The sequence below is a fragment of the Suilimivivens aceti genome, from assembly GCF_025567405.1.
Taxonomy (GTDB): Bacteria; Bacillota; Clostridia; order Lachnospirales; family Lachnospiraceae; genus Suilimivivens; species Suilimivivens aceti.
Genome location: NZ_JAOQKJ010000006.1, coordinates 43,217 through 68,455, shown reverse-complemented (window position 1 = coordinate 68,455; position 25,239 = coordinate 43,217). Strand labels below are relative to the sequence as shown.

Sequence of the window (25,239 nt, the reverse complement as noted above, 5' to 3'; positions counted from 1 at the left end):
TCCTCTAGGCAAAGTAATACCCAACACCCCACTTGGTATGTACATATCTGGGCTCGCTGGGATTTTCCTCAATTTTTTCACGCAGACGACGGATATGCACATCCACGGTTCTTACATCTCCCGGATAGTCTGTACCCCATACCAGCTTAAGAAGTGCTTCCCTACTGTATACCTTGTTGGGATTCAGGATGAGAAGCTCCAGCAGTTCAAATTCCTTGGCTGTCAGATTGATCTCCCTGCCTGCTACATATACCCTTCTTCCGTCGCAGTCAAGACGCATATCTCCCCGCTCTATGATCTTCGTTTCTTCCTTTGTCTTCGGTGCGGTCCGTCTCATAATGGCCTTCAGTCTTGCCTTTACCTCCAGAATATTGAACGGCTTCGTAATATAATCGTCTGCACCGTACTCAAGTCCGAGGATCTTATCCATATCCTCACCCTTGGCTGTCAGCATGACGATCGGCACAGAAGAAAATTCCCTGACCTGCTGACACACCTCAAACCCTGTCAGCCTTGGAAGCATCACATCCAGCAGTACAATATCATATTCTGTATCCTTTATCTTCTGCAGTGCCTCTTCTCCGTCATAGGCACATTCCACTTCCATACCGTCCTGTTCCAGACTGAACCTGATTCCCTTTACGATCAGCTTCTCATCGTCCACAACCAAAACCTTCTTCGCCATCTTTCCCTCTTTTTCTGCCGCTTCTGCGGCTTTCCGATTCCACACTGAATCATCCGGCAGTAATAAGATCCCTGATCTTTCCAAAAAGACCTTCCTTGATCCCTTCTACCTTCATAATATCCTCTATCTGTTCAAATTTTCCTGTACTTTCTCTGTAACTGATAATATGCCTGGCTTTTCCTTCTCCGATCCCGGGAAGTGTACACAGCTCCTCCATCGATGCCGTATTGATATTCACAAGTCCGTCTGCCGGGTCTGTTTCACTATCAGACTGCAAAAGAAGCTCTTCTGTCAGCGTATCCTTTCCTGCCTGCGAAAGCTCTCTGACCTCGTCCTCTGTCGGAATATAAAGCCGCGTTCCATCGGTAAGTGCCCCGGCCTGGTTCACATATTCCTCACAGGCCTCCGGCAAAAATCCACCGGCTGCTTCTACCGCCTGATACACCCTCGCATCCCCTGCAAGTTCATAAACACCCGGGTTCTCCACAGCTCCACAGACATGCACAAATACAGTCTGGCTGGCAGTTATCTGCTGACTGCTCTGCAGCTCCTGTTCCTCCTGGCCTGATGTAGCACCAGCCTCCTCCGTATCCTGCTTTTCTTCCGAAAAAAGCTCAGTCCTGCGTTTCTCACATCCAAAAAGCAGACACCCGGCAAGAACCAGCATACCAAGCAATATCTTATGTTTCTTTTTCATCGTTCTACTCCTTCCTGCACATGACAAAAAGGCCCCCTGTATCACGACTGATTAATATTGTAAAGGTTTTTCACAGGTTGCGCAAGTGGTATTGACAACATAAAAATATGACCTTATTCCCATTTAAATACCACTATTCCCACAATAGCAGCTGCCATTCCGATCATCCTTCTGAAAGAAAAGGGCTGCTTCTCCACGCCAAAAATGCCAAACAGTTCAATCATATAGGCAGCAAGAAGCTGGGCAGTCACGATCAGCATGACCGCTCTTGCCGGTCCGAGCATTTCCATACTGCGGATCACTGTATAGGTGATAAATGCCCCTATGGCGCCTCCAAGGAGCATATACTTCGGTTCTACCCTCGTAAGCGTCACAAAAGAAGTCCTGTCTGTAAACAGCCAGGCACAAAGACAGACGATGAGGGCAGAAAGCTGGACAAAGGCACTGGCCACCCAGATACTGGACGATTTCGTGACACCTGTATTAAAAACTCCCTGTACACTCATCAATGCTCCGGAAATTATCGCAATCAAAAATCCAACCATATCAGAATCTCCTTACGTTTTTATCCGTAATGTATCCTGTATGGCTGGATTTTATACATAATCAGTCTGTCTGATCCGCTATTCTTCCGCCTGCCCTTCCTTCTGTGCTTCCTCCGTATAGTATTCTTCATCCAGATACTCTACATCTGTTTCTTCCTGCACATCTTCGATATAAACTTCTTCATACTCCCGTCCGGTCACCTGCTGCATGATCTGCTCCGACAATTCCTTCAGTGCGTCATTTGCGTCAGTTCCATTCCATACCTGGGAAAATACGCGTTCAAGCAATACCCAGAAATTACTGGTTTCGATCATTTTCGGCATGGACACAGAATTATCATAGGCTTCTGCAAACATGGAAAGCGCCTCATTTCCGTAATCTGCATCTCTTGCAGCCGATACCTTACCGCTTCTTGCATAAAGACTTTCATTGTATCCTGCCGTCAGGAAAAAGGCAAAATCATTGGCATCCTCCTGATGCGTCCCATAACCGTTCACTACTACACACTGCGTCATGGAAAGCGGCTTTGTCTCCCTGTCTGCATCAATATCAGGAAGAAGGGCGATCCCATATTCATAAGGGAAGCTGCCATCCTCCTCTGCCTGCTCCAGTGTACCGACCACATCTGAGGTTGCTACTGTAAATACCTGCCTGCCTTCCATAAATTCATGGATCACGCTCTCATAACTGATCTCACTGGTATCTATGGAAAAGAACTGGTTCAGTTCCTCATAGGCTCTCATATTCCGGATAGCATTCAGATTATAAATGTCAATCTGTGAAATATCATCTCCGGCAGCTCCACCCATCTCAATCGCATTGCCAATAAAGAAATAATTGTAGAAAATATCTGTCACATCCCATTTGAAGACACCCTCTACCGCTTCCGGTGCATCATAGCTGTCAGCAAAGGTCTTCATATCCTCCAGTGTCTTTGGGATGAGCTCCTGTACCCTTGCCTCAATCTCTTCATCCGAAAAGGAAGGCATTTCCTCTGCTGTGTCCTGCGTGACATTTCCGGCATCCGCCTGCTGCTGTGCTTCTTCTCCTGCCGCTATATCCGCCTCTGCCTGAAGCCGACTCTCTGCCAGATCCTCCAGATATGTTTTATTATAGAGAAGCGCACTTGTTTCAAAATAAAAAGGATATCCGATCACCTTTCCCTGATAAGTAGCTGCTGAAAGTCCTGTATCCCTGTAGGTATCCCTAAGGGATGTCCTTTCACGAAGCCTTACCTCCTCTGCTAGTCCTGCCAGATAAGCCTTTTCCAGTGAATCATGGCTGAGGATATACAGATCCGGCAGCTCCTCTCCGGAAAGGGAAGCAGCATTGATCTGCTCCAGATATTCCGGTCCGGACTGCTGCACCGGCACGATCCTCACATCATTATTTTCATTGTACGTAACTGCTGCACTGGTAAGATAAGAGGTCAGTGCCTCGTCTGTATACCAGAGATACAGCGTATCCTTTTCTCCTGTAAAAGCAGGAAATTTTTCTTCCTGTTTTTCACTGACCTGCATGCCTGATCTGGCAATTCCAAAAGTCAGAAAAGCAACGGCTGCAAGAAGAAGTGCAGCCGCCAGTCGTTTCTTAAAACCCATAAATCATACTCCATTTACTGCAGACAGGACGTCAGAATCTCAATCATTTTGTCCACATTCTCCTCTTCAATGACAAGAGGCGGTACAAAACGGATGATATTCGGTCCTGCGTTTATCAATATCAGTCCCTTTTCCAGGGCTTTTCCTATGATATCACCTACTGGCCTGTCAAATACAAGTCCCTGCATCAGCTTGACACCTCTGCGTTCTGTGATGAAATCATACTTATCAACCAGTTCGTCAAGGCGATTTGCCAGATAATCTCCGATCTGGTTCACATGTTCTATTATATGGTTCTCCTCAAATAAATCAAGTACCGCATTGATAGCTGCACCCGCAAGAGGATTTCCTCCATAGGTCGTTCCGTGGTCACCGCTTGTAAGAGAATGGGCAGCCACCTTTTCTGTCATCATAAAAGCACCTACCGGCACACCGCAGCCAAGTGCCTTGGCACTTGTCATGATATCCGGCTTAATGCCATATCTCTGCCATGCATAATACTCACCGCATCTTCCCATACCGCACTGGATCTCGTCAAGGATCATCAGAATGTCCCTTTCCTCGCACAGCGCCTTTACCTGCTTCATAAACTCTTCTGTGGCAGGATAAATGCCGCCCTCTCCCTGTACCGTTTCAAACAGGATCGCACAGGTCTTATCTGTCACCTGATCCAGAACACTCTGAAAATCATTTAATGTGGCAAAGCGGATATTTCCGATCATGGGTTCAAAGGCTTCCCGGTATTTTTTATTGCCTGTAACAGAAAGAGCCCCCATAGTCCTTCCATGGAAGGAATGCTCCATGGCAATGATCTCATGGTCTGTTCTTCCGTCCTTCAGATAAGCATATTTTCTTGCCGCCTTAATGGCTCCTTCAATAGACTCTGCCCCGCTGTTTGTGAAAAACACTCTGTCCATCCCGGAAATCTTTTTCAGCTTTTTGGCAGCTTCAATAGCCGGTATATTATAATAATAATTGGAAGTATGGATCACCTTGTCGATCTGCTCTTTCAGGGCATCATTGTAAATCTTATTTCCATAGCCAAGGGCAAATACAGCTATCCCTGCACAGAAATCCAGATATTTCTTTCCTTCCATGTCATAAAGGTAAACGCCTTCTCCCTTATCCAGCACCACCTGAAAACGGTTATACGTATGAAGGAGTGCTGCCTCTGCATCCTCTATATAATTCTTCATTGATTCCATGTCTGCCTATGTCCTTTCTTTCTGCCTAATCGTGCTGCTCCAGGAGCTGTTTATCCTCGTCTCTGAGGATCATGGTTCCCACACCGGAATTAGTGAAGATCTCAAGCAGGAGACAATGTGGAATCCTTCCATCAAGAATATGGACTCTGTTGACACCGTTCTTTACAGCAGATGCACAGTTTGCAAGCTTTGGCAGCATACCGCCGCCGATCACACCGTCACCTATCAGCTCCTCTGCGCCAGAAGCTGTGATCCTGGAAATAAAGCTGCTCTTGTCATTAATATCTTTGTATAATCCTTCAATATCTGTCAGGAATACCAGCTTGTCCGCACTGATTGCTTTGGCAATCGCACAGGCTGCATCATCTGCATTGATATTATAGGTGGCAAACTGATCATCCAGACCAATCGGTGCAATGATCGGCAGGAAGTCCTTCTCCAGCAGATCATACAGGATCTTGGGGTCTACCTTTGTGATATTTCCGACATAACCGATATCCTGACCGTCTGCATATTTTTTCTCCACCTGCAGAAGTCCGCCGTCCTTACCGCTGATACCAACGGCCTTGACACCAAGCTCCTCCACCATAGTCACAAGCTGCTTATTGACTCTGGAAAGCACCATCTCTGCGATCTCCATGGTCTCATCATCTGTGACACGCAGTCCATTCACAAATTTTGCCTCCTTGCCAACCTTTCCTACCCATTTACTGATGGCCTTGCCGCCGCCGTGCACGATGATCGGTTTAAAGCCAACCAGCTTCAAAAGGGTAACATCCTTGATGACATTTTTCTGCAGCTCTTCATCGCTCATGGCTGAACCGCCATATTTGACTACGATGATCTTCCTGTTAAATTTCTGTATGTAGGGAAGTGCCTCGATCAGTACCTCTGCCTTCCGTAATACCTGTTCCATATCCTTTTCCATGTTCATATCTCCCTGAAATCCCGGCTGTCAACTCCGGTAATCTGCATTGATCTTTACATAATCATAGGTAAGGTCGCAGCCCCATGCTGTTGCACTCTCTTCTCCGTTCTTCATATCCACAACCACAGTAACCTCCGGCTCGGAAAGAATCTTTGTTGCCTCCTCCTCACTGTAGTCTGCTGCCACACCATCCTTGTAGATCTGTATCCGGCCGGCTTTGCTTTCGAAGAACAGCTCTATCTTCTCCGGATCAAAAATGACACCGCTGTAGCCAAGGGCGCACAGGATCCTTCCCCAGTTGGCATCATGTCCGTAGATCGCAGCCTTCGTCAGGCTGGAACAGATAACAGCTTTGGCAAGAATACGGGCATCCTGTTTGGACGGTGCATGGATGACCTTTGTTTCAAAAAGAGCGGTTGCTCCCTCTCCGTCTCCTGCCATCTTCTTTGCCAGGGTTTCATTGATCTCATGGAGTGCCTCACGGAACGCTTCGTATTCCGGGCTGTTCTCCCTGATCTCCGGATTCTCTGCCATACCATTTGCCAGTACAAGCAGTGTATCATTCGTAGAAGTATCTCCGTCTACGGAGATCATATTAAAGGTATCTACAACATCCTCCTTCACTGCCTTTGTCAGCAGCTCTTTGGAGATTACAGCATCTGTTGTCACGAAAGCCAGCATGGTGCACATATTGGGATGGATCATGCCAGAGCCCTTGCACATACCTCCAAGAGTTACTGTCCTGCCGCTGATCTCGATCTGCACAGCTGCCTCTTTATTCTTCGTATCTGTCGTCATGATCGCCCTGGACGCTCTCGTTCCTGCTTCCAGATCTCCCTGCTTTCCCTCTGTCAACTTTTTAATACCGCTTACGATCCTGTCAATGGGAAGCTGCATGCCGATGACACCGGTGGATGCCACAAGCACCGCATTTTCAGAGATGGAAAGTGCCTCCGCCGCTGCCTTCGCTGTCTGCTCACAGTAGGAAAAGCCTTCCCTTCCTGTGCAGGCATTGGCGATCCCAGCATTGATCACAACTGCCTGTCCGTAAGGACTTTCCTCTACTACCTTCTTATCAAACAGAACCGGTGCTGCCTTCACCACATTGCTGGTAAAGGTGCCTGCCAGTACACACGGCTTTTCGCTGTAGATCAGCGCCATATCATCCCTGTCTTTATATTTGATCCCTGCTGCCACAGCTGCTGCCTGAAATCCCTTCGCTGCCGTAACACCGCCTGTAATCTTTTTCATCGTAAGAACTGCCTCCTTGCTTTCCTATTTATTGTAATTGATGATATTTTCCCTGTTCAGTACAAAATCATAATAATTCAGATCTTCCCGCTTTGTCCAGCCGATTTCCTTCCAGAAAGCATTGCCGATGTCATTCTCGGTAAAGGCGATCAGGGAAACCTTGCTGATCTTCTCCTTCTCCAGCTCTTCCATACACCTGACGACCATACTCTTTCCAATGCCCCTCATACGACAGTCCTCACGGACACAGACATGATAAAGACATCCTCTTCTGCCATCATGCCCGCAGAGAATACTCCCTACGATCTCTCCGTTTTCCTCCGCCACTACGCTTGTAGCCGGATTTCTCTTTAAAAAACGTTCCACACCTTCCCGGGAATCATCTATGCTCCGAATGGCAAAGCCTTTAATCGTCATCCACAGATCATGGACACCCTGGTAATCTTCTATGGTCATTGTCCGTACAATCATCTCTCTAATCCTCTCCTGTCAGATGAACCGTCCGGTATCCGTGTCCCGTATAGGGCAGGAACTTTTCTAGCACATCCCTTGTCTTAAGCTGCAGGCTTGCCGTATTCACGCAGGGGTGACACCCTAGATATTCTTCCTTCAGCACATCCTCATCGATCAGAAGATTGACCCTCTTATCCGTATCATTCATCAGTCCCATAATGCTTACTGCACCCGGATGGATGTTCAGGAATTTCACCATATATTCCTCTGAGGCAAAGGAAAGCCTAGCACTGCCGATCTGCTTTGACAGCTCCTTTGTCTTAAACTTTTTCTCTCCCGGCATCATCAGAAGATAAAAGACTGTCTTCTGAGAGTTGCACAGGAACAGGTTCTTACACATATGAATATGTAACAGCTTATCAACATCCTGACAGGCTTCCATAGTTTCCATCGGCTCATGATCCAGTCTCTCATAAGGGATCTGCAGCTCCTTCAGCAGCCTGTATACTGCCATTTCCTTTTCTTCCCGTCCCTCCGGAGAAGGAATATCTTCATATAATGTAGCATCATGGATTCGTTCATTCATGGTCTTGTCATTTCCTTTCACATCATCCTCTACAGATGAAGTCCCTTCGACTCCTCACAGCCAAGTGCAATATTCAGGCACTGGATCGCTGCACCGGAAGCCCCTTTTCCAAGATTGTCAAACTGGGAAGAAAGCAGGACTCTGTCTTCATTTCCCGTTACATAGATCCGAAGGCTGTCTCTGCCGCTCATTGCATTGCCCGCAAGCATATTGGCGCTTGCTTCTTCCGCTCCAAAGGGCATCACCCTTACAAAACAGCTGCCTGCATAAAAATCTGCCAGATATTTCCACACCTCCTGCGGTGTTCTTCCCTTATTCATCAATTCTGTATATACAGGAACAGAAACCACCATGCCACTGTAATAATCTGCCACGATAGGAGAAAAGAGCGGTTCCCTCTTAAGCCCCGGGATCTTCTTCATTTCCTTCAGATGCTTATGTGCCTGGGAAAGGGCATATTCCCTTGGTGCAAGAAGTGCATCCTCTCTCTCTTCCGCCTCATAGGCTGCGATCATCTTTCTGCCGCCGCCGCTGTAACCGGAAATTCCAAAGGCGCTGACCGGATAATCTGCACTGATCAGTCCTTCTGCCACCATGGGATATACCAGGGATATAAAGCCTGTGGCATAGCAGCCCGGAACTGCGATCCTGTTTCCGGCAGCGATCGCTTCCCTGTGCTCCTTTGACAGCTCCGGAAAGCCATAAGCCCAGCCTTCCATGGTTCTGTGTGCCGTAGAGGTATCAATGATCCTTACATGATCATTCTCTACCAGAGAAACGGATTCCTCTGCAGCAGCATCCGGCAGACACAGGAAAGTAATATCTGACGAATTGATCAGTCTCTTTCTTTCTTCCTTATCCTTACGCAGCTCTGATGAAATAGGAAGCAGCTCCACGTCCTCCCTCTCCGCAAACCTCTCATGGATCCGGAGTCCCGTCGTTCCCTCACTTCCGTCAATGAATATTTTCACTTTCCTACTCATTTCCTTATCCTCGTTTTCTTATTCAATAACAATAATAATACTCTTTCGCGCTTTAAATCTCAACAAAATAATTGGAAATAATCCCATCCTGTTTTCAACGCATAACTATACACCTTTTATGCATATTATTCAATAGTATTTTCGTTTTTATGCAGAATATTAAAAATATTCTTTTATTTATGCAAAATAAGTGTTGCATTTCCATTTGGAAAGGAGTATGATGTACCCAAACAAAAAAAACTAACAAACATACCGGAGGCATACATTATGAAAGAAAAGGTAATCTTAGCGTATTCAGGCGGTCTTGACACTACAGCCATCATCCCCTGGTTAAAAGAGAATTTCAATTACGACGTTGTTTGCGTCTGCATCGACTGTGGTCAGGAAGAAGAGCTTGACGGACTTGAAGAAAGAGCAAAATCCTGCGGTGCTGAAAAATTATACATCCTCGATGTTATCGATGAATTTTGTGATGAATATATCGTTCCCTGTGTACAGGCTCATGCCGTATATGAGAACAAATATCTCCTTGGAACTTCCATGGCAAGACCTCTGATTGCCAAGAAGCTAGTGGAAATTGCACGTAAGGAGGGTGCTACCGCAATCTGCCACGGCGCTACCGGAAAGGGTAATGATCAGATCCGTTTTGAGCTTGGTATCAAGGCTCTGGCACCTGATCTTAAGATCATCGCTGCATGGAGAAATGAAAAGTGGACTATGGATTCCCGTGAATCTGAGATCGAGTACTGCAAGGCACATGGTATCAATCTTCCCTTCTCAGCAGATTCCAGCTATAGCCGTGACCGTAACATCTGGCACATCAGCCATGAGGGTCTTGAGCTTGAGGATCCTGCCAACGAACCCAACTACGATCACCTCCTTGTTCTTGGTGTTACTCCTGAGAAGGCTCCTGATGAGGGCGAATATGTATCACTCTCCTTTGAAAAGGGTGTCCCGGTAGCCATCAATGGTGAAAAGAAAAAGGTATCTGATATCATCCGTGACCTGAACAAACTTGGCGGCAAGCATGGTATCGGTATTGTAGATATTGTTGAAAACCGTGTTGTCGGCATGAAGTCAAGAGGTGTTTATGAAACTCCCGGCGGAACCATTCTTTATGAAGCACACCAGCAGCTTGAGGAGCTGATCCTTGACCGTGATGCTTACGCAGTCAAGAAGGACATGGGAAACAAATTTGCACAGATCGTATACGAAGGAAAATGGTTCTCTCCTTTACGTGAAGCTGTACAGGCATTCGTGGAATCCACCCAGAAGTATGTAACCGGTGAAGTGAAATTCAAGCTTTACAAGGGCAATATCATCAAAGCCGGTACCACTTCTCCTTACTCTCTGTACAATGAGAGCATTGCAAGCTTCACAACCGGTGATCTGTATGACCATCACGATGCAGAAGGCTTCATCAATCTGTTCGGACTTTCTACCAAGGTTCGTGCTATGAAAATGCAGGAGCGCGGAGAACTGTAATCAAAGCAGGAGGTAAGGCATGGACGTTATTACTTTACTCCTCGAGTATCTTATTGCCGTGAATCTCATCGGCTTTGCGCTGATGGGCATCGATAAATACAAAGCGAAAAAAAGGGCCTTCCGGATTCCGGAAGCAACCCTTTTTATCGTTGCAATAATTGGCGGAAGCATAGGTTCCATTATTGGAATGTATGCTTTTCGTCATAAAACAAGACATTGGTATTTTGTGTATGGTATGCCTGCGATCCTGATCCTTCAGATCCTTCTGATCGCTCTCCTGCTCCATGCACCCTTTGAAATCTCTCTTCTTTAATGATAATGATAAGTGAGGAACCCCTGATGCACATTGCGATCTGTGATGACAATATTGCTGACAGAAAACAGCTGGAACGTCTTCTGAAGCGGGAATCGGATAAACGGAAGGCCAAAACCGGACTTTTATTTGCCGATTCCTTTGGTGACTGCCGCATTCTTTCCACCAACCATATGCAGTATGATCTTTTTTTTCTGGATATGACAGCGTCTGCACCCGATGGGCTTACCTTTGCCCTGCAGCTTGTCGAAAACGGAGTTACAGCTCCTATTGTGCTGTGCTCCTCGAAAATCAATTATAAGGAAAAAGCCTCTGCTCTGTCAGGGATACCGGATAGTATTCTGTATCTGGATAAGCCCATTATCACGGCAGAGCTCACCGCTGTTCTTGACAGAGCAGAAGAGCTTGGTGCCTGCCGTGTTCCGAAAATCGAGCTCCGCAGTGAACAGAAAACCTGGTATGTAGATGAGGATGATATTCTCTATGCGGTCCAGGAAGGACGCTATGTACATGTTTTTCTCCAAAACGGAAAAAAGGTTTCCGTTCTTTCTGAAATGTATAACTTTTATAATACTATTTCCGCCTTTGAACACTTCGTGTTCCTGAATGACCGGGGGCTTATCAATGTTGTCCACATGGATCATTATACCCCCCTTGCTGTCTTCATGAAGGACGGATACCGTCTTCCCTCCAATCCCTTCGTGATGAAGTATATTAAAAGTGCTCTACAGAATATCACCTTATAGCGTAACGATCACACCACCATCATTGGCATACATGCTGCTGACACCTCTGGTGTCCATGATCACCACATCCCCGCAGGAAATCTTCTGCAGGATCATGTCCTTTACTGCTTCTGCTCTTTCAAGGCAGTTACAGTGAGTGATCATCAGTGTCTTCTCTTCGGGATGTACTGCATCTGCTGCAACGGCTGCTGCCATCTTTGCCAGTCCCTTCTTGATCCCGATCGCCTGTCCAAGCTGGATGATAGCTCCCTTCTCTGATCCCATTACCGGCTTGATGCTTAAGGTGGATGCTACCAGTGCCTTGATTCCGGTCAGTCTTCCGTTTTTCCGTAAGGTTTCCAGATTATCTAGAACAAAATAGGTATGCATATGATCCCGGTACTCAGATACCCTTCTGCACACCTCTTCAAAGGACAGTCCCTCTTCACAGAGCTTCGCTGCAAGCAGTGCCTGATTTGTTTCTCCACAGCTTGCAGATTCTGAATCACAGATAAAGATATTCTTATGTCCATATTTTTCCAGATACAGCTTTTTGCCAAGCTCTGCGCTGTTGTAGCTTCCGCTCAATTTGGAGGAAAGAGTAAATACAAACACATTCTCTGCCTCAGTCCGGTAAGCCTCCATAAATCTCTCGGGTGACGGACAAAATGACTTCGGGCATTTCGACGAAGCTGCCACCTTTTTTAGGAAATCAATCTGATCAAAGTTCTCATCATCCATGATCACTTCCCCTTCTACCTCAAGGCCAAGGGGCACACGCTCAAAGCGGATATCATTCTGGTACTGAAAAGGCAGTTCACCGCAGCTGTCAATCACAATTTTATATTTCATCAGAACCTCCAAAACTATTTCATTTATTATTTAACATTTTATAACATAGTTTTCATTACTACTTATAATAGCATATTATATCTTACATGTAAAGGTTAATTCACGATATCACATTTTTCAGAAAGCACATTTTATTTTTCCTTCCCTTGCACCCCCGTCCGAAATAATATATGATAGAAATGATGTATAAAAATGAAAAGTGAGGTATTCGTCATGACAATAAATGAAAAAGCCCTGAAGCTTCATGAAGAATGGAATGGCAAGCTTGAGATTGTAGCCAAGTCCCCTGTCAAATCAAGAGAAGATCTTTCCCTGGCCTATACGCCCGGTGTTGCAGAGCCCTGTAAGGTGATTGCACAGGATAAGGAGGCTGCTTACAAATATACCATGAAAGCAAATACTGTCGCTGTTGTATCCGATGGCAGTGCCGTTCTCGGCCTTGGCAATATCGGTCCCTATGCCGCTATGCCGGTCATGGAGGGAAAAGCTGTTCTGTTCAAGGAATTTGGCGGTGTCAATGCAGTTCCGATCTGTCTTGATACCCAGGATACGGAGGAGATTATCAAGGCTGTGACCTATCTTGCCCCCGGCTTTGGCGGCATCAATCTGGAAGACATCAGTGCTCCCAGATGCTTTGAAATAGAAGAACGCTTAAAAGAAATCCTTGACATCCCTGTCTTCCATGATGACCAGCATGGTACAGCCATCGTTGTGCTTGCCGGCATCATCAATGCCCTGAAGGTAGTTGGCAAGAAAAAGGAAGACTGCCGTATCGTGGTAAATGGAGCCGGAAGTGCCGGTGTTGCCATTACCAGGCTTCTTCTGACATACGGATTTCCTCATATTACCATGTGTGACAAGGTTGGTATCGTCTCCAAAAAGACAGAGGGACTGAACTGGATGCAGCAGAAAATGGCTGAGCTTACCAATCTTGATCAGCAGACCGGTACTCTTGCAGATGCCATGAAGGGTGCAGATATTTTTGTTGGCGTTTCCGCTCCCGGCATTGTGACTCCCGAAATGGTAGCCTCCATGAACAGGGATGCCATTCTCTTTGCCATGGCAAATCCGGTTCCCGAGATCATGCCAGATATTGCAAAGGCTGCCGGTGCAAAGGTCGTTGGTACCGGACGCAGTGACTTCCCCAATCAGGTCAACAATGTAGTGGCTTTCCCCGGAATCTTCAAGGGCGCCCTGGAAGGACGTGCTCCAAAGATCACCGAAGAAATGAAGCTTGCCGCTGCAAACGCTATCGCTTCCCTTGTTCCTGATGAAGAATTAAACGAAGACAACATCATGCCTGAAGCCTTTAATCCCAGAGTAGCAGAGGTTGTTGCAGAAGCTGTCAGATCCCATATTGAAAGATAACTATGTCAGTATCAGATTTTTCTGCAGAAAATAAGGTTTCTCTTCCGGAATACTGGCTGGACAAGCCCTACTATTCTCTGGATGCCTTTTTTAAGCAGAAGTTTTCACAGAAAATATATAAGATCTCTCTGAATGCCGGACTGACCTGTCCAAACAGGGACGGAACCTTAGGCAGAGGAGGCTGTATCTTCTGCAGCAGTGGAGGGAGCGGTGATTTTGCCGCTCCTCTTCTTGACAGATCTTCCATCCGTGAAAGTCTTGAGAAGGGAAAGTCTCTCTTCCACCACAAGCAGACCGGCTCCCGGTTTATGGCTTATTTTCAGGCCTTTACCAATACCTATGGTCCTGTTTCCTACCTGGAACAGATCTATCGAGGTGCCCTTGAGCTTGAAGAGATCATCGGCATTTCCATTGCCACAAGACCTGACTGCCTGCCGGATGAGGTGCTATCCCTGCTTAGCCGGCTGAAGGATGAATATCCCGACAAGCTGATCTGGATCGAGCTTGGCCTTCAGACCATCCACGAAAAGACGGCACGCTTTATCCGAAGGGGCTATGAGCTGCCCTGCTTTGAAAAGGCCGTTCACAGTCTGGCTACCCTTGATATACCGGTCATAGTTCATCTGATCCTCGGTCTTCCTGGTGAAACAGATGAGGATATGTACGCTTCCGTTTCTTACCTGAATACCCTGCCAGTATCCGGAGTCAAGCTGCAGCTTCTTCATATCCTGAAAGGCACAGATCTTGCTGACCTGTATGAAAGGGATCCTGCTTCCATCTGTCTTTTTCCAGACCGTGATGATTACCTGGCTGTACTGATCAGGTGCCTTATGCTTCTTTCTCCGGATATTGTAGTACACCGTGTCACCGGAGACGGCAGCCGCTCCCTCCTGACCGCACCACTCTGGAGCCTTGATAAAAGAGGAGTATTAAATGCCCTGCACAAACAGATGAGAGAACAGAATGCCTTTCAGGGTGCCCTGTTTCCGGGCAGCAGTTCCGATGAATCTATTTTTTAGCTTATTTTGAAACGGAGTTTTTATTATGTCAGATCCCTTAACTTTATATAAACTGATCGTACTTTATATGCTGAACAGGGTCAGCTTCCCTCTGACTGCTGCCCAGATCAGCGATTTTATCCTGACAAGGGAATATACCAACTTTCTTACCCTGCAGCAGGTCATCCGGGAGCTTACAGATACCGGCCTCGTAGATGCCAGAACGGTCCGGAACAGAACCCAGCTTCTGCTGACAAAGGATGGAAAGCAGACCCTGGATTTCTTTTCCCAACAGATCAGTGCTTCTATCCGACAGGAAATTGATGAATATCTGAAAGAAAATGAAATGGAGCTTCGTAATGAGGTTTCTATACTTGCCGACTACTACAAGTCAACCTCCGGCGAATACGAAGCCCATTTAAAGGCCAAGGAAGGAAATGTCACGCTTGTCGACCTGATCATTTCCGTCCCTGTAGAAGAAACAGCTGCTGCCATCTGTGACAACTGGCAGAAAAAAAACCAGGAAATCTATCAGTACCTGATAGAGCAGCTGTTCTGAATGTAACGCCTATGCAAAAACCGCAGGTGCATCACTGCTCCTGCGGTTCTTTTTATCTCATGATCTCACTCCAGCTTGATATGCCAATGATCGACTTGGCGAAATCCGTATACTGGGCATGATTTGGTGTATCTATATATTTATATACATTGTAGGACTGCTTTGGACTTCCGTTTGCATGGTTTAACCCAAAGGCAAGTCCCTGCGCCACTTCTTCTGAAGCATCGGTCTCACGGTTTAAGAGGAAACCATCAATATGAGGGTTATTCTCTACCCGGTAATACGCATAGGCGATCGCAGCTGCCTGCAGTGCCTCCCCTGCTGTGGAGGTGTAGCCCTGTTCACTCAGGATAATGCTTCTGACCTCTCCGTCATCTGTCCGGTAGGCATCCTGTGCCATATAATTGGTCAGCACCTCGATATTGGCCATTGTGATCATGGACGTATCCGCACTGTGGGTGACCAGCTTATTTGACTTCCAGATCCTTGCCTCTGTCAGAGGTACATTGTAAGGATGCTGGGAAAGACCCCAGTCAATATTTCCCGTAGATTTGATATTTCTGTTAAACTCATCCACAATATCACGGCCATCATAGTTCGTATTGTTCTTCAGATTCCTGTCCCACTGCTGATCGATCGGCATGTATACTCTGGCACTGCTGCTGACACTCTTGATCGCAGTATAGAAAACCCGGAAAGCCTTGGCATATTCCTCCACATATTCTGAGGTGCCCACACGCTCCATATAATTCCATTCTTTTCTGGCATTAATCTCATTAGCAATGACCCAGTTGGAGATCCGCCCGTGGCTGTTACCGGAATACCTCTCCGCCAGGAAGGTACCGATCGCCGCCATATAGTCCACTCCGGATTCCTCTGCTCCGTTGAACATATAATAGGGAGCTGCCCCATAGCTTCTGGACTTCGGATGAATGAGCTGTGGATAGGAGCCGGAATAATTATTCAGGATAATTGCTGTCGTAGAGATCCCCTTGGCTGTCAGTGTACTGAATACAAGATCATACTCTGCGATCACCTGCCCGTTCAGTGTGTAGGTTTTTCCGTTATAGGTATACTGGATCGTCGGGTAGGCACTGTGGGTACTCGGACCGAGCAGTCTTGCTACCGGAATATTATAGGCAGCCTGCTTGATCCCAAGATCATCCAGTTCGTTTCCTCTGAGCTTGTTGGGATCCACAAGAAGTCCCTTTTTCGTTGCAGGCACCTGATAAACAGAGCCATATTTAGCGATCGCTTCCGGATTGGTGATATACCTTGGTCCTGTCACTGCCAGATACTTTCCATCCTTCTTCACCGCTACAACAAATTTCTTGTAAAGCTTACTGGTGGAATAATTGTAATTTAATGGTGTAGAGAATTCTGCCCCTTCATCCTTATAAAGCCTGGAAAGATATTCGGCATCATCCGGGATCGTATTATCATAAGTATTGAGAGCAAACAGATAATAATACTTATCATCACTGGCAGGTATTCCCTCTCCCTTGACCTTCACATTGACCTTGCCTGCAGAGCCATCGATCAGACAGGACTCCAGCGTTGCAAAATCTGCTGCATTCTCCTCCGTGATCTCTACTGTCTTAGGTCTTTTCTGATAGGATTCCTCCACAGCAGATTCTGCCGTCAGGATATGGTTGATGATGTTTGACCCGATTCCCTTCTGTGGTGCTTCTTCCTCCGGCTTTTCCTGTATCTGTATATCATTCCCCGGCACTTCTGTAATTTCTTTTCCGGCGTTTTCCCTGAACACAAGGAAATATAAAATAACACCTGCTATTAGTGCTGCTGGCATCAGAATTGCCAGGATCGTCAGGATCCTTCTTCTGAGCGATACCCTTCTTTTTCCTTTCCTTCGCACTTTTTTCTTTACGGCTGGTTTTTTCCCGGTCGTCTCACTCATATCTCCGTTCCTTTTTCCCTCTTCATGCTCTTTCTTCATCTTGGATCAGCCTGATCGGTCTTCTTATCCGGCTCTGCCGCTTCTCTTTTCAGACGGCTCATATGTTCCTTAATCTTCACCTCATATCCGTTTCCTGACGGATGGTAAAATTCCTTACCGTTCAGTTCATAGGGAAGATACTGCTGTTTTACATAATTGTTCGGATAATCATGGGCATACAGATATCCGCTTCCGTGTCCCAGCTTCGCAGCGCTCTTATAATGGGCATCCTGCAGATGCGGAGGAATCGGAAGATTTCCTGACCTTTCTACTTCACTCATCGCTTCTCCTATGGCCGCCACACAGGCATTGCTCTTTGGTGCGCAGGCCACATACATGGCCGCCTCTGACAGTATGATCTGTGCTTCCGGCATCCCCACTCTTTCTACCGCAAGAGAAGCACTTACCGCAACCTGGATCGCCTGTGGATCTGCCATTCCCACATCCTCAGAAGCACAGATCATAATACGTCTTGCAATAAAGGTCACGCTCTCTCCTGCATACAGCATCCTCGCCAGATAATACACCGCCGCATCCGGATCAGATCCCCGCATACTTTTGATAAAAGCCGATACGGTGTCATAATGGTTGTCCCCGGATTTGTCATACCTGACTGCCCGCTTCTGGATACATTCCTGTGCTACCGGAAGCGTGATATGGATCTTTCCATCTGGTGCCCTCTCTGTCGTCATGATGCCAAGCTCCACCGCATTCAGTGCATGTCTGGCATCTCCCCCTGAAATATCCGCAAGAAAATTAAGGGCATCTTCATCGATCTCTGCATCATATGCCCCCATTCCTCTCTCTTTGTCATAAACGGCACGATGGATCAGCTCCTTGATATCCTCAACAGAAAGTGGCTTCAGTTCAAAAATAATGGACCTTGAGATCAGCGCCCCGTTCACCTCAAAATAAGGATTCTCCGTCGTCGCCCCGATCAGGATCACTGTACCATCTTCCACAAAGGGAAGCAGATAATCCTGCTGGCTCTTGTTAAAGCGGTGGATCTCATCTATGAAAAGAATAGTCTTCTTTCCATACATGCCAAGGGTATCCTTCGCCGCCTTTATTACATCCTCCATGTCTTTCTTACCGGCTACCGTGGCATTGATCTGGGTAAATTCCGCACTGGTTGTTCCGGCGATAACCTTGGCAAGAGTCGTCTTGCCGGTTCCCGGCGGTCCGTAAAAAATAATGGAGCTGAGCTTGTCTGCCTTGATCGCCCGGTAAAGCAGCTTGTCCCTACCGATGATGTGCTGCTGTCCTACGACCTCGTCCAGTGTCCTTGGCCGCAGTCTTGCTGCCAGAGGAGCTTCCCTTTCCATACTCGTGCTCCTCATATATTCAAATAAATCCATTTCTTAATACTCCTCTGCCGCGTCGATCTCTTCCTGTTCCTGTTCAATCGGCTGTACATATCCCGGTGTATGACGTAAATACATAGCCCAGTAGCCACATCCCACAATACCTGCACCGCCTGCGATATTGCCCAGTGTTACCGGGAGCAGGTTTTTCAGCAGGAAGCTTGCAAGTGTCAGGGCATCCCCACTGACTCCATATTTCGGCATGGTCAGAAGCCCAGATACCCCAAAATAAATATCTGCGATACTGTGCTCAAACCCACAAAGTACAAACAGCATGACCGGCCAGAAGCTCATCAGGAGCTTGCCGGATACCTTCTTCGCTGCAAAAGCTCCCCACACCGCTACACAGACCAGGATATTGCAGAGAACACCTCTGGCAAAGGCTTCTGGAAAAGTCTGATTCACTCTCGTCAGTGCGGCTGCCACCATCTTTTCAGCAAGCCTGCCATCATAGAGTCCCGGGATTCCGGCATATACTACCATCACTGCCACAAAGGAAGCACCGATAAAATTGCCCACAAATACGAAGAACCAGTTCTTCAGCATTTCTGTCAGTTTAATCTTCTTTTCCAAAAGAGAGATAATGATCAGGTTATTTCCGGTAAACAGCTCACTTCCGGCGATCAGCACCATCGCCATACCGGCAGGGAATACACAGGCACTTAACAGTCTTGCCACAGAAGGATTCTCTATCGTTGCTGAGGCTGTCGTTGATGCGATCCCCGCAAAGCCGATATAAATGCCGGCAAAAATACCAAGCACAAGCATCTTGAAGGCTGACAGTCTTACCTTGTGGAGTCCGATCTCCACAAAATTCTTTGCTATTTCCAAAGGCGAATGCATAACTTCATTCCTTTCTTCTTCAAATCTACAGGAAAAAAGCCTGCAGAATCCCTTCCGCAGGCCTTTCTACTTATTTTAGTATACAACATTACAGATTAATATTCAATGCCTCATAGGGGATCTCTACTCCAATATATCCGGATGCATAAGGTCCATATTCATAAGGCGAATACTCGATCACAATTCCATCTGTCCCATACCGCATCAGCATATCCAGCGATGCGTTATCGTAAAGGTCTGCATAGGCGGCATCCTCACTGTCCCAGCCGAAATAAGGATCCGGATTGTCCTTCCAGTTCTGTACACTGTACTGTGCCACAATATCCTTAAACTCCTCTACACTTCCCTGATACAGATCTGCCAGTGTCTTTTCCTCTCCTGTAGTCAGATCAAACAGATAATGGCTGCGATAGGGATAGCCATGGGCACCGCCAGTATATTCATAACCGCTGTAATCCACTGTCAGATAGTCTGCTCCAAGCACTTCCACCCGGCTCAGTTCATTATCATAAGATAAAGGATACATGCTCCGGGAATATCCATCCAGTTCGTCATTCCCGGTCAGATAAGAGAGCTCCTGTGCTGCTCCATCTTCCGCATACCGGATATCCCCTTCCCAGATCTCCTTCAGGGTCTCATTGATCCGTTCTGCCTGCTCATAGGAGGGATCCAGCTTAAAGCATTCCTGATAATACTCATAAACATCGATGTCATAGCTGTCACTGATAACTGTTTTTTTAATGCCTTCTACTGTTCCATACTGTCTGAAATCACGTTTCTCATCCCATACAGAAAAGTATGCTCCGGGATAAGACTTTCCCCCGGCCGGGGTTTTCCCGATTTCGTCTTCTGAAAGCACAGCCCAGCCAATGCTGTCCTCTTCCATGGCAGCAAAATAATACCTTCCCTGATAAACATCAAAACCACTGACTCCTGCAGTGATCGTATTCATCGGCGGTCCGGCAAGTCTTCCCGCCTCATACAGAAAAGTTTCTTCTCCTGTCTTAAGCTCATAGCTGTAGATCTGTTTCCTGTCGAATACTTCCCTTTCTTCCTGTTTTTCCTCACTCTGATAATAGTACAGCTTATCCTCTGTAAGCTTTAACGGTATTGCCCTTTTATCCTCTGACTTCTCATTCCAGGTAAAAAGTGTCTGCTCTTCCCCTGTTCTATTATCATGCAGGATCAGACTTCCATCATACAGATCATATCTGTCCTCTTCCGGGTAATCTGTGTAGCTATATACCGTATAATCACTGTTTACCTCATCCACATCATACGTATCCTGAAGCAGTGCAGATTCCCAGAGAAGATTTCCATCCGTATCATAGCTGATCAGACGGTTTCCCTCACTGTCAAAGGTGATCAGTTCACCGCATGATTTCAGTGACTCCAGTGCTCTTTTCCAGTTTGCATAAATGCTTCCTTCTGCAAAGCCCGGAAGCTCTGCAAGCTTCTGATACCTGTCTCCCTGCTGCCAGCCCTCTGACGTTTTCGTAAAATCGATGACCTTTGTTTCGGAGGAATTATTAAAATTCGCATAATCTTCCATCACGTACTCTACGATCAGGCTTCCGTCCACGTACTCCATCTGCAGTGCCCAGCTCATCGTGTCATCAATATCCAGGAGTACTGTTTCCTCTCCGTCCTCTACCGCACACAGCCTGCGTTCCAGCTCCCCGCTGTCTGTGCTTTCGGAATTCTGCTCCTGATAAACAGCCACAAACACTATTCCGTCCCCATAGACTGCACTCTGCACATAATATCCTTCCCCGGCTTCGTACAAAAGGTCTGCTGTGCCATCCGGCTGCACACCTACGACCTTCTTCCTTCCTGCAAGGAGCAGCACATCCTCTGCCTGATCTTCCCTGCCGGTTTCGTCCTCTGCGCTCAGATCCTCATCTGCCTGTGCATCTGTCTGTCCTGCTTCCTGCTGCTTCACTTCGCCTTCTGCTCCTACCGGTAAATCTGCGTCAGCTTTTCCTGTGCAGCCTGCAGATACAAATACTGCTGCCAGCAGGATCGCCAGAAACCAGCCCTGTTTTCTTTTCCATGTACACTTCATCTTTATTCTCCTCTGTTATGCGGTTTCTTTGGATTTCAGTGTAACATAGAGAGGCTACGAACTCAATGAATTTGATTATGAATAAATGTTCAAAAACTGCATATACAATAAAATAATTACTTGTGATTTTATTGTCCCCATGCTATAATACTCAGAAATAATTTCATATTATAGCCTGAAACAATGATTGTTTTCCCGCTCCCCTTAATGGTATAATATGAATAAGAAAATAAATTCTGGTCACTCATCAATACAAAAGGAGGAAATTTCCATGGCTGTATTAGCAAAACCTGTTAATAAAATATCCATCATCAAAAGGCAAAATTCCTCTCAATTCGTTCAGGAATTCAATACCAACAAGGTATCCGGTGAATTTCTTGATTCCTGTAAAAAGGCGGCAAATCTCTTTGCAAAACGAAAGTAATTTTCACCCTCATACACATATAGAATATTTTAATCCTGATGTGACATCATTGGCAAAAGCATATCAGGATTCTTCGTCTGCCCTTTCTCATTTCCATGCGGGAAAATATTATGATTCTTTTGATGATTTCATAAAAAAAGAGGCTGTTCAATATCAAAACTCTGGTGATGGCGTCTCCTATGTGGTCTGGAATGTTTTTTATGATGATACCGGTCAGGAAGAAAAAAGAGAAATTGTTGCCTACTATACACTTTCCACAACCTCCATCCCCTACGAAGACCGGATACGTCTTGACCCAGATGAAGCTCAGAAGTACAACAAAGAGTTTGATATACAGATCTGTGGCATTCCAGCAATAGAAATCAAAATGTTTGCCGTCAATGAAAAATACCAGAATCTCTTCTACCAATATGACAACGAGGATCTTCCCATTGCTGCCTGGATTATGAGAAATATCATTTATCATACCAATTCTCTGTTAACCGACGTCATTGGTTTCAAAGCATTATTTCTGCATGCCATTCCTGAAGCAGAATCATTTTATCTAAAAAATGGTTTTCATCCAATGGAAATAAATATGAAACCACTCCATTCTGTCGACTCAGAATTCACACCCATGTATTTATCCCTTCGAGAAATTCATATGATCTATGATGACTGATGAAAATGACAAAAAGCCCCGTACCTGGTATGAAGCTTCCTGCGTTGTTTCATTTATAAAAACCAGATCAGTCAAACAAAATTTCATCCACCGTTACAAATTCGTACCCCTCCTTCAATAACTGATCCACTACCATGAGTGCAGCCTGCACGGTAGATTCATACTCATCATGCATGAGGATAATATCATTTTCTCCGGCTTTTGCCAGAATGCTTCTTGCGATACAGCCGGCATTGGATGAGCACCAGTCCAGAGGATCCACAGTCCAGAGTACAGGAAACATATTCAGTTCTGTTTCAAAGGTTTTGTCCCATGCGCCATAAGGCGGCCTTACATATTCCGTCTCCTTTCCGGTAATATCATAAATCACCTGATTGGTTCTGATCAGCTCCTCCTTAAATGTATCTCTGTTGGAGGAGCGCAGCTGTACATGGCTGTAAGTATGATTTCCAATCAGATGTCCTTCTTCGTCCATTCTTTCAATCAGCTCCGGATAGTTTTCTGCCTGTTCCCCGGTCACAAAAAAAGTAGCCTTCACCTTTCGCTCCAGAAGGCCATCCAGAAGCTGCTTCGTATATACCGGATGTGGACCGTCATCAAAGGTGATGGCTATTTTCTTATTTTCAGGCTCTTCCACCTGTTCTGCATCTGCCAGTGTTTCCTGGATTTCCTCTCCTTCACAGAAAACTGCTGAAAAATCTGTTTTTTCCTGCCTCTTTTCCTGTTCTCCGTGCCAGGCATTAAGCAAAACCAGAGCAAGCAATAATAAAAGAAGCATACAGGACAGGATTCTTTTCGTAAGGCTCATGAAGGAAATCTCCCTCTTTTGCTCTCTTATCCTATCTATATGCTTCTGCATTTCTATCCATGTCTTCTCAGGGAAATATCAGCATCCTATATGCATCTTTTCCCGGAAAATTCCTGTTTTTTTACACTCTACACACCGATCCCAAGTGTCCTGATCAGAGCATAAACTGCTGCGCACAATACCACAGTAAGCAGCAGCATGGCAAAGATCTGCCCTCTTTTATCTGCCTCCTTCTGACTTATCGCACGTCTTCTTTTCTTCTCTGTTTTCTTTGGTTCTTCTGCTACATCAATAAATTCAAGTTCTTCTTTTTGCATATCACATCACCTCTCATAGCTATAACGTGATTATAGCAAAAATTTCTTCAAAAAAACTGTAGCCATTCTTAAAGCTGTCTAAAGATTTTCTTAAGGCAGCTCAGGCTGTAAATTCACTGTACAGTGCCACATGGTCATAAATACACCGCCATGCACTGGTAGAATCGGCAGTCACACAGATATAACCGTTTCCGTTCTGATCCTCTCCATAGCTGGCTGCACAGTTTCCGGACTGCACCACATACCCGGTCTTGCCACAGACGATCTCTGCCCCGGTTTCCTTATCCTCGATCCGGCGCAGAAACCAGTTGGATATGGTAATCCCATCCGGGTGCTCTGCCGTAGCAGATGTCGTATAAGTATGTGCTGACATAACCTCTCTGCAAAGTGGATTATCCATCGCCGCTTCCATGATCATCGCCATATCATAAACTGTGCAGCGATGTGCCTCATCATATAATCCGACACAGTTGGTAAAATGTGCCGTGTCAGAAAGGCCAAGCTTCTGCAGCTTTTCATTCATCAGCTCCACAAATGCCTCCTGACTCCCGGCCACATAGGTTGCCAGTGCCAGTGCAGCATCTGCACCGGAGGGCAGGATCGTTCCATAGAAAAGATCCTGTACTGTCACCCTTTCATTCTCTGCGAAGCCCACACTGCTGCAGTCGTTACTGTAGCTGTAGTCTGTAATATCTATAGTGATCGTCACCTTATCATCAAGATTCTTTTCCTCAATCTGCTCTGCTGCCACAAGTACCGTCAGGATCTTGGTCATGGATGCTGGATCAATGACCTGTCTGGCTGCCCGCTGTGCAAGGATCTCATTTTTCCTCAGATCGATAAAAATAGCATTGCTGCTGATGACCTCCTCGCTGACTGCTTTCATATCCGGCGATTCTGCTGCCTCATATATTTTATTTTCTTCAGGCTCTGCTGCCTGTACTTCTGCTGGCTCTTTCTGATCTGCTAAAGGTAAGGACTCCTCTGCTTCTGTTTCCGCCACTGCCTGAAGTTCTGCTGTTTCTGTCTGTACACCCTGCTGCTCTTTATTCTTATTTCTTTTTGAAATACCATTACCGATCAGAACAACCAGAACAGCTATAAAAACTACAGCTCCAATTGCACCAAAGCGGAAGTACTTCCGAAACAGTGCCTGCTGCTTCTTCTTACGCTTCATCTCTGCGAGCCGGCGCTGCCTTCTTTCTCTGGCTGCATCATATTCATCAAACTGCTCTTCCAATAATCAAACTCCTCTATATACACTGCTGCTTCCGCAGCCGCTCGTTTTCCTTCTGCTATGGCCGCTCTCGAAGCCGCTCGTTTTCCTTCTGCGCACACAAAGAACAGGATAGCCTTACGGCTATCCTGCAATAAACTGATTCTTCTCTCCATCGTAGGTATATCCTATCCCGGAAAGTGTCTTCTGTATCTGCTCCTTATCCTCATCCAGATCCTCACACAGAGCATCCAGACTTCCATAAAAATCACGGAGCTTCATATTTATAATACTCAAAAGCATATCTGCGTCCTGCGGTAACATCCTGTAACCTCCTGTCTGTTTCTGC

General features: G+C 46.2%; 28 protein-coding genes. 8 read left to right on the top strand and 20 right to left on the bottom strand.

What is annotated here, in order from left to right:
* Positions 1-4: 4 nt before the first annotated feature.
* From OCV77_RS08285 to argC, 10 genes are all read right to left on the bottom strand, one after another.
* A complete protein-coding gene (locus OCV77_RS08285; RefSeq protein WP_118798756.1) occupies positions 5-685 on the bottom strand; it encodes a response regulator transcription factor in 681 nt (226 codons plus the stop codon).
* A gap of 49 nt (positions 686-734) precedes the next feature.
* Positions 735-1,382 carry a helix-hairpin-helix domain-containing protein gene (locus OCV77_RS08280; RefSeq protein WP_262574567.1) on the bottom strand — a complete coding sequence of 216 codons (648 nt, stop codon included), beginning with the start codon at positions 1,380-1,382 and terminating at the stop codon, positions 735-737.
* Between the two features lie 113 nt (positions 1,383-1,495).
* Complete coding sequence (locus OCV77_RS08275) at positions 1,496-1,927, bottom strand: DMT family transporter (RefSeq protein ID WP_262574565.1); 432 nt, start codon at positions 1,925-1,927, stop codon at positions 1,496-1,498.
* A gap of 78 nt (positions 1,928-2,005) precedes the next feature.
* On the bottom strand, positions 2,006-3,529 hold the full coding sequence (locus OCV77_RS08270) for a sugar ABC transporter substrate-binding protein (RefSeq protein ID WP_262574562.1): 1,524 nt from the start codon (positions 3,527-3,529) through the stop codon (positions 2,006-2,008).
* Positions 3,530-3,543: 14 nt separating this feature from the next.
* A complete protein-coding gene (locus OCV77_RS08265) occupies positions 3,544-4,725 on the bottom strand; it encodes an aspartate aminotransferase family protein (protein WP_416910450.1) in 1,182 nt (393 codons plus the stop codon).
* A gap of 34 nt (positions 4,726-4,759) precedes the next feature.
* Complete coding sequence (gene argB / locus OCV77_RS08260) at positions 4,760-5,662, bottom strand: acetylglutamate kinase (RefSeq protein ID WP_262574559.1); 903 nt, start codon at positions 5,660-5,662, stop codon at positions 4,760-4,762.
* Positions 5,663-5,689: 27 nt separating this feature from the next.
* A complete protein-coding gene (gene argJ / locus OCV77_RS08255) occupies positions 5,690-6,913 on the bottom strand; it encodes a bifunctional glutamate N-acetyltransferase/amino-acid acetyltransferase ArgJ (protein WP_262574558.1) in 1,224 nt (407 codons plus the stop codon).
* Between the two features lie 24 nt (positions 6,914-6,937).
* Positions 6,938-7,381: a GNAT family N-acetyltransferase gene (locus OCV77_RS08250; RefSeq protein WP_118798755.1), complete on the bottom strand. Its 444-nt coding sequence runs from the start codon at positions 7,379-7,381 to the stop codon at positions 6,938-6,940.
* A 7-nt stretch (positions 7,382-7,388) separates the two neighbouring features.
* Positions 7,389-7,952: a prolyl-tRNA synthetase associated domain-containing protein gene (locus tag OCV77_RS08245; protein WP_118798754.1), complete on the bottom strand. Its 564-nt coding sequence runs from the start codon at positions 7,950-7,952 to the stop codon at positions 7,389-7,391.
* A 29-nt stretch (positions 7,953-7,981) separates the two neighbouring features.
* Positions 7,982-8,935 carry an N-acetyl-gamma-glutamyl-phosphate reductase gene (gene argC / locus OCV77_RS08240; protein ID WP_262574556.1) on the bottom strand — a complete coding sequence of 318 codons (954 nt, stop codon included), beginning with the start codon at positions 8,933-8,935 and terminating at the stop codon, positions 7,982-7,984.
* A 267-nt stretch (positions 8,936-9,202) separates the two neighbouring features.
* Here argC and OCV77_RS08235 point away from each other — a divergent pair, with 267 nt between their 5' ends.
* The 3 genes from OCV77_RS08235 to OCV77_RS08225 are packed head-to-tail and all read left to right on the top strand — an operon-like array spanning position 9,203 to position 11,479.
* Entirely contained in the window at positions 9,203-10,420 is a 1,218-nt protein-coding gene (locus tag OCV77_RS08235; protein ID WP_118798730.1) for an argininosuccinate synthase, read from the top strand.
* Positions 10,421-10,439: 19 nt separating this feature from the next.
* On the top strand, positions 10,440-10,733 hold the full coding sequence (locus OCV77_RS08230) for a DUF1294 domain-containing protein (protein WP_262574554.1): 294 nt from the start codon (positions 10,440-10,442) through the stop codon (positions 10,731-10,733).
* Between the two features lie 26 nt (positions 10,734-10,759).
* Positions 10,760-11,479 carry a LytR/AlgR family response regulator transcription factor gene (locus OCV77_RS08225; RefSeq protein ID WP_262574553.1) on the top strand — a complete coding sequence of 240 codons (720 nt, stop codon included), beginning with the start codon at positions 10,760-10,762 and terminating at the stop codon, positions 11,477-11,479.
* Here OCV77_RS08225 and OCV77_RS08220 read toward each other — a convergent pair.
* Positions 11,474-12,310, bottom strand: coding sequence for a DegV family protein (locus OCV77_RS08220; protein ID WP_262574551.1), 837 nt, complete (start codon positions 12,308-12,310; stop codon positions 11,474-11,476). The genes OCV77_RS08225 and OCV77_RS08220 overlap by 6 nt on opposite strands.
* 213 nt (positions 12,311-12,523) lie before the next feature.
* Here OCV77_RS08220 and OCV77_RS08215 point away from each other — a divergent pair, with 213 nt between their 5' ends.
* Genes OCV77_RS08215 through OCV77_RS08205 form a run of 3 tightly spaced genes read left to right on the top strand, consistent with a single transcriptional unit; the run spans position 12,524 to position 15,235 of the window.
* Entirely contained in the window at positions 12,524-13,678 is a 1,155-nt protein-coding gene (locus OCV77_RS08215; RefSeq protein WP_262574549.1) for an NAD(P)-dependent malic enzyme, read from the top strand.
* 2 nt (positions 13,679-13,680) lie between these two features.
* A complete protein-coding gene (gene mnmL, locus OCV77_RS08210) occupies positions 13,681-14,697 on the top strand; it encodes a tRNA modification radical SAM protein MnmL/YtqA (RefSeq protein WP_262574548.1) in 1,017 nt (338 codons plus the stop codon).
* A gap of 25 nt (positions 14,698-14,722) precedes the next feature.
* A complete protein-coding gene (locus tag OCV77_RS08205) occupies positions 14,723-15,235 on the top strand; it encodes a DUF4364 family protein (protein ID WP_118798725.1) in 513 nt (170 codons plus the stop codon).
* 52 nt (positions 15,236-15,287) lie between these two features.
* Here the strand turns inward: OCV77_RS08205 and OCV77_RS08200 are convergent, their stop codons facing one another.
* From OCV77_RS08200 to OCV77_RS08185, 4 genes are all read right to left on the bottom strand, one after another.
* Positions 15,288-17,192: a DUF5722 domain-containing protein gene (locus OCV77_RS08200; protein ID WP_262574546.1), complete on the bottom strand. Its 1,905-nt coding sequence runs from the start codon at positions 17,190-17,192 to the stop codon at positions 15,288-15,290.
* Positions 17,189-18,550, bottom strand: coding sequence for a replication-associated recombination protein A (locus OCV77_RS08195; RefSeq protein WP_118798723.1), 1,362 nt, complete (start codon positions 18,548-18,550; stop codon positions 17,189-17,191). Before OCV77_RS08195 ends, OCV77_RS08200 begins: the two co-directional genes overlap by 4 nt.
* A 3-nt stretch (positions 18,551-18,553) precedes the next feature.
* Complete coding sequence (locus tag OCV77_RS08190; protein WP_262574545.1) at positions 18,554-19,399, bottom strand: formate/nitrite transporter family protein; 846 nt, start codon at positions 19,397-19,399, stop codon at positions 18,554-18,556.
* An 88-nt stretch (positions 19,400-19,487) separates the two neighbouring features.
* Positions 19,488-21,464: an RsiV family protein gene (locus tag OCV77_RS08185; RefSeq protein ID WP_262574544.1), complete on the bottom strand. Its 1,977-nt coding sequence runs from the start codon at positions 21,462-21,464 to the stop codon at positions 19,488-19,490.
* Positions 21,465-21,735: 271 nt separating this feature from the next.
* Between OCV77_RS08185 and OCV77_RS08180 the strand changes: the two genes are divergently transcribed.
* Entirely contained in the window at positions 21,736-21,888 is a 153-nt protein-coding gene (locus OCV77_RS08180; RefSeq protein WP_262574543.1) for a hypothetical protein, read from the top strand.
* Entirely contained in the window at positions 21,872-22,549 is a 678-nt protein-coding gene (locus OCV77_RS08175; protein ID WP_262574540.1) for a GNAT family N-acetyltransferase, read from the top strand. Before OCV77_RS08180 ends, OCV77_RS08175 begins: the two co-directional genes overlap by 17 nt.
* A 67-nt stretch (positions 22,550-22,616) precedes the next feature.
* On the opposite strand, the gene OCV77_RS08170 is transcribed toward OCV77_RS08175, so the two are convergent.
* From OCV77_RS08170 to OCV77_RS08150, 5 genes are all read right to left on the bottom strand, one after another.
* Positions 22,617-23,357, bottom strand: a complete 741-nt coding sequence (locus OCV77_RS08170) for a polysaccharide deacetylase family protein (protein ID WP_262574539.1) — start codon at positions 23,355-23,357, stop codon at positions 22,617-22,619.
* Positions 23,358-23,485: 128 nt separating this feature from the next.
* Positions 23,486-23,674: a hypothetical protein gene (locus OCV77_RS08165; protein WP_118798719.1), complete on the bottom strand. Its 189-nt coding sequence runs from the start codon at positions 23,672-23,674 to the stop codon at positions 23,486-23,488.
* Positions 23,675-23,774: 100 nt separating this feature from the next.
* Positions 23,775-24,914, bottom strand: coding sequence for a serine hydrolase (locus OCV77_RS08160; RefSeq protein ID WP_262574538.1), 1,140 nt, complete (start codon positions 24,912-24,914; stop codon positions 23,775-23,777).
* On the bottom strand, positions 24,848-25,066 hold the full coding sequence (locus OCV77_RS08155) for a hypothetical protein (protein WP_262574536.1): 219 nt from the start codon (positions 25,064-25,066) through the stop codon (positions 24,848-24,850). The genes OCV77_RS08160 and OCV77_RS08155 overlap by 67 nt, the downstream gene beginning before the upstream one ends.
* Entirely contained in the window at positions 25,035-25,214 is a 180-nt protein-coding gene (locus tag OCV77_RS08150; RefSeq protein WP_118798717.1) for a DUF4250 domain-containing protein, read from the bottom strand. Before OCV77_RS08150 ends, OCV77_RS08155 begins: the two co-directional genes overlap by 32 nt.
* Positions 25,215-25,239: the final 25 nt, after the last annotated feature.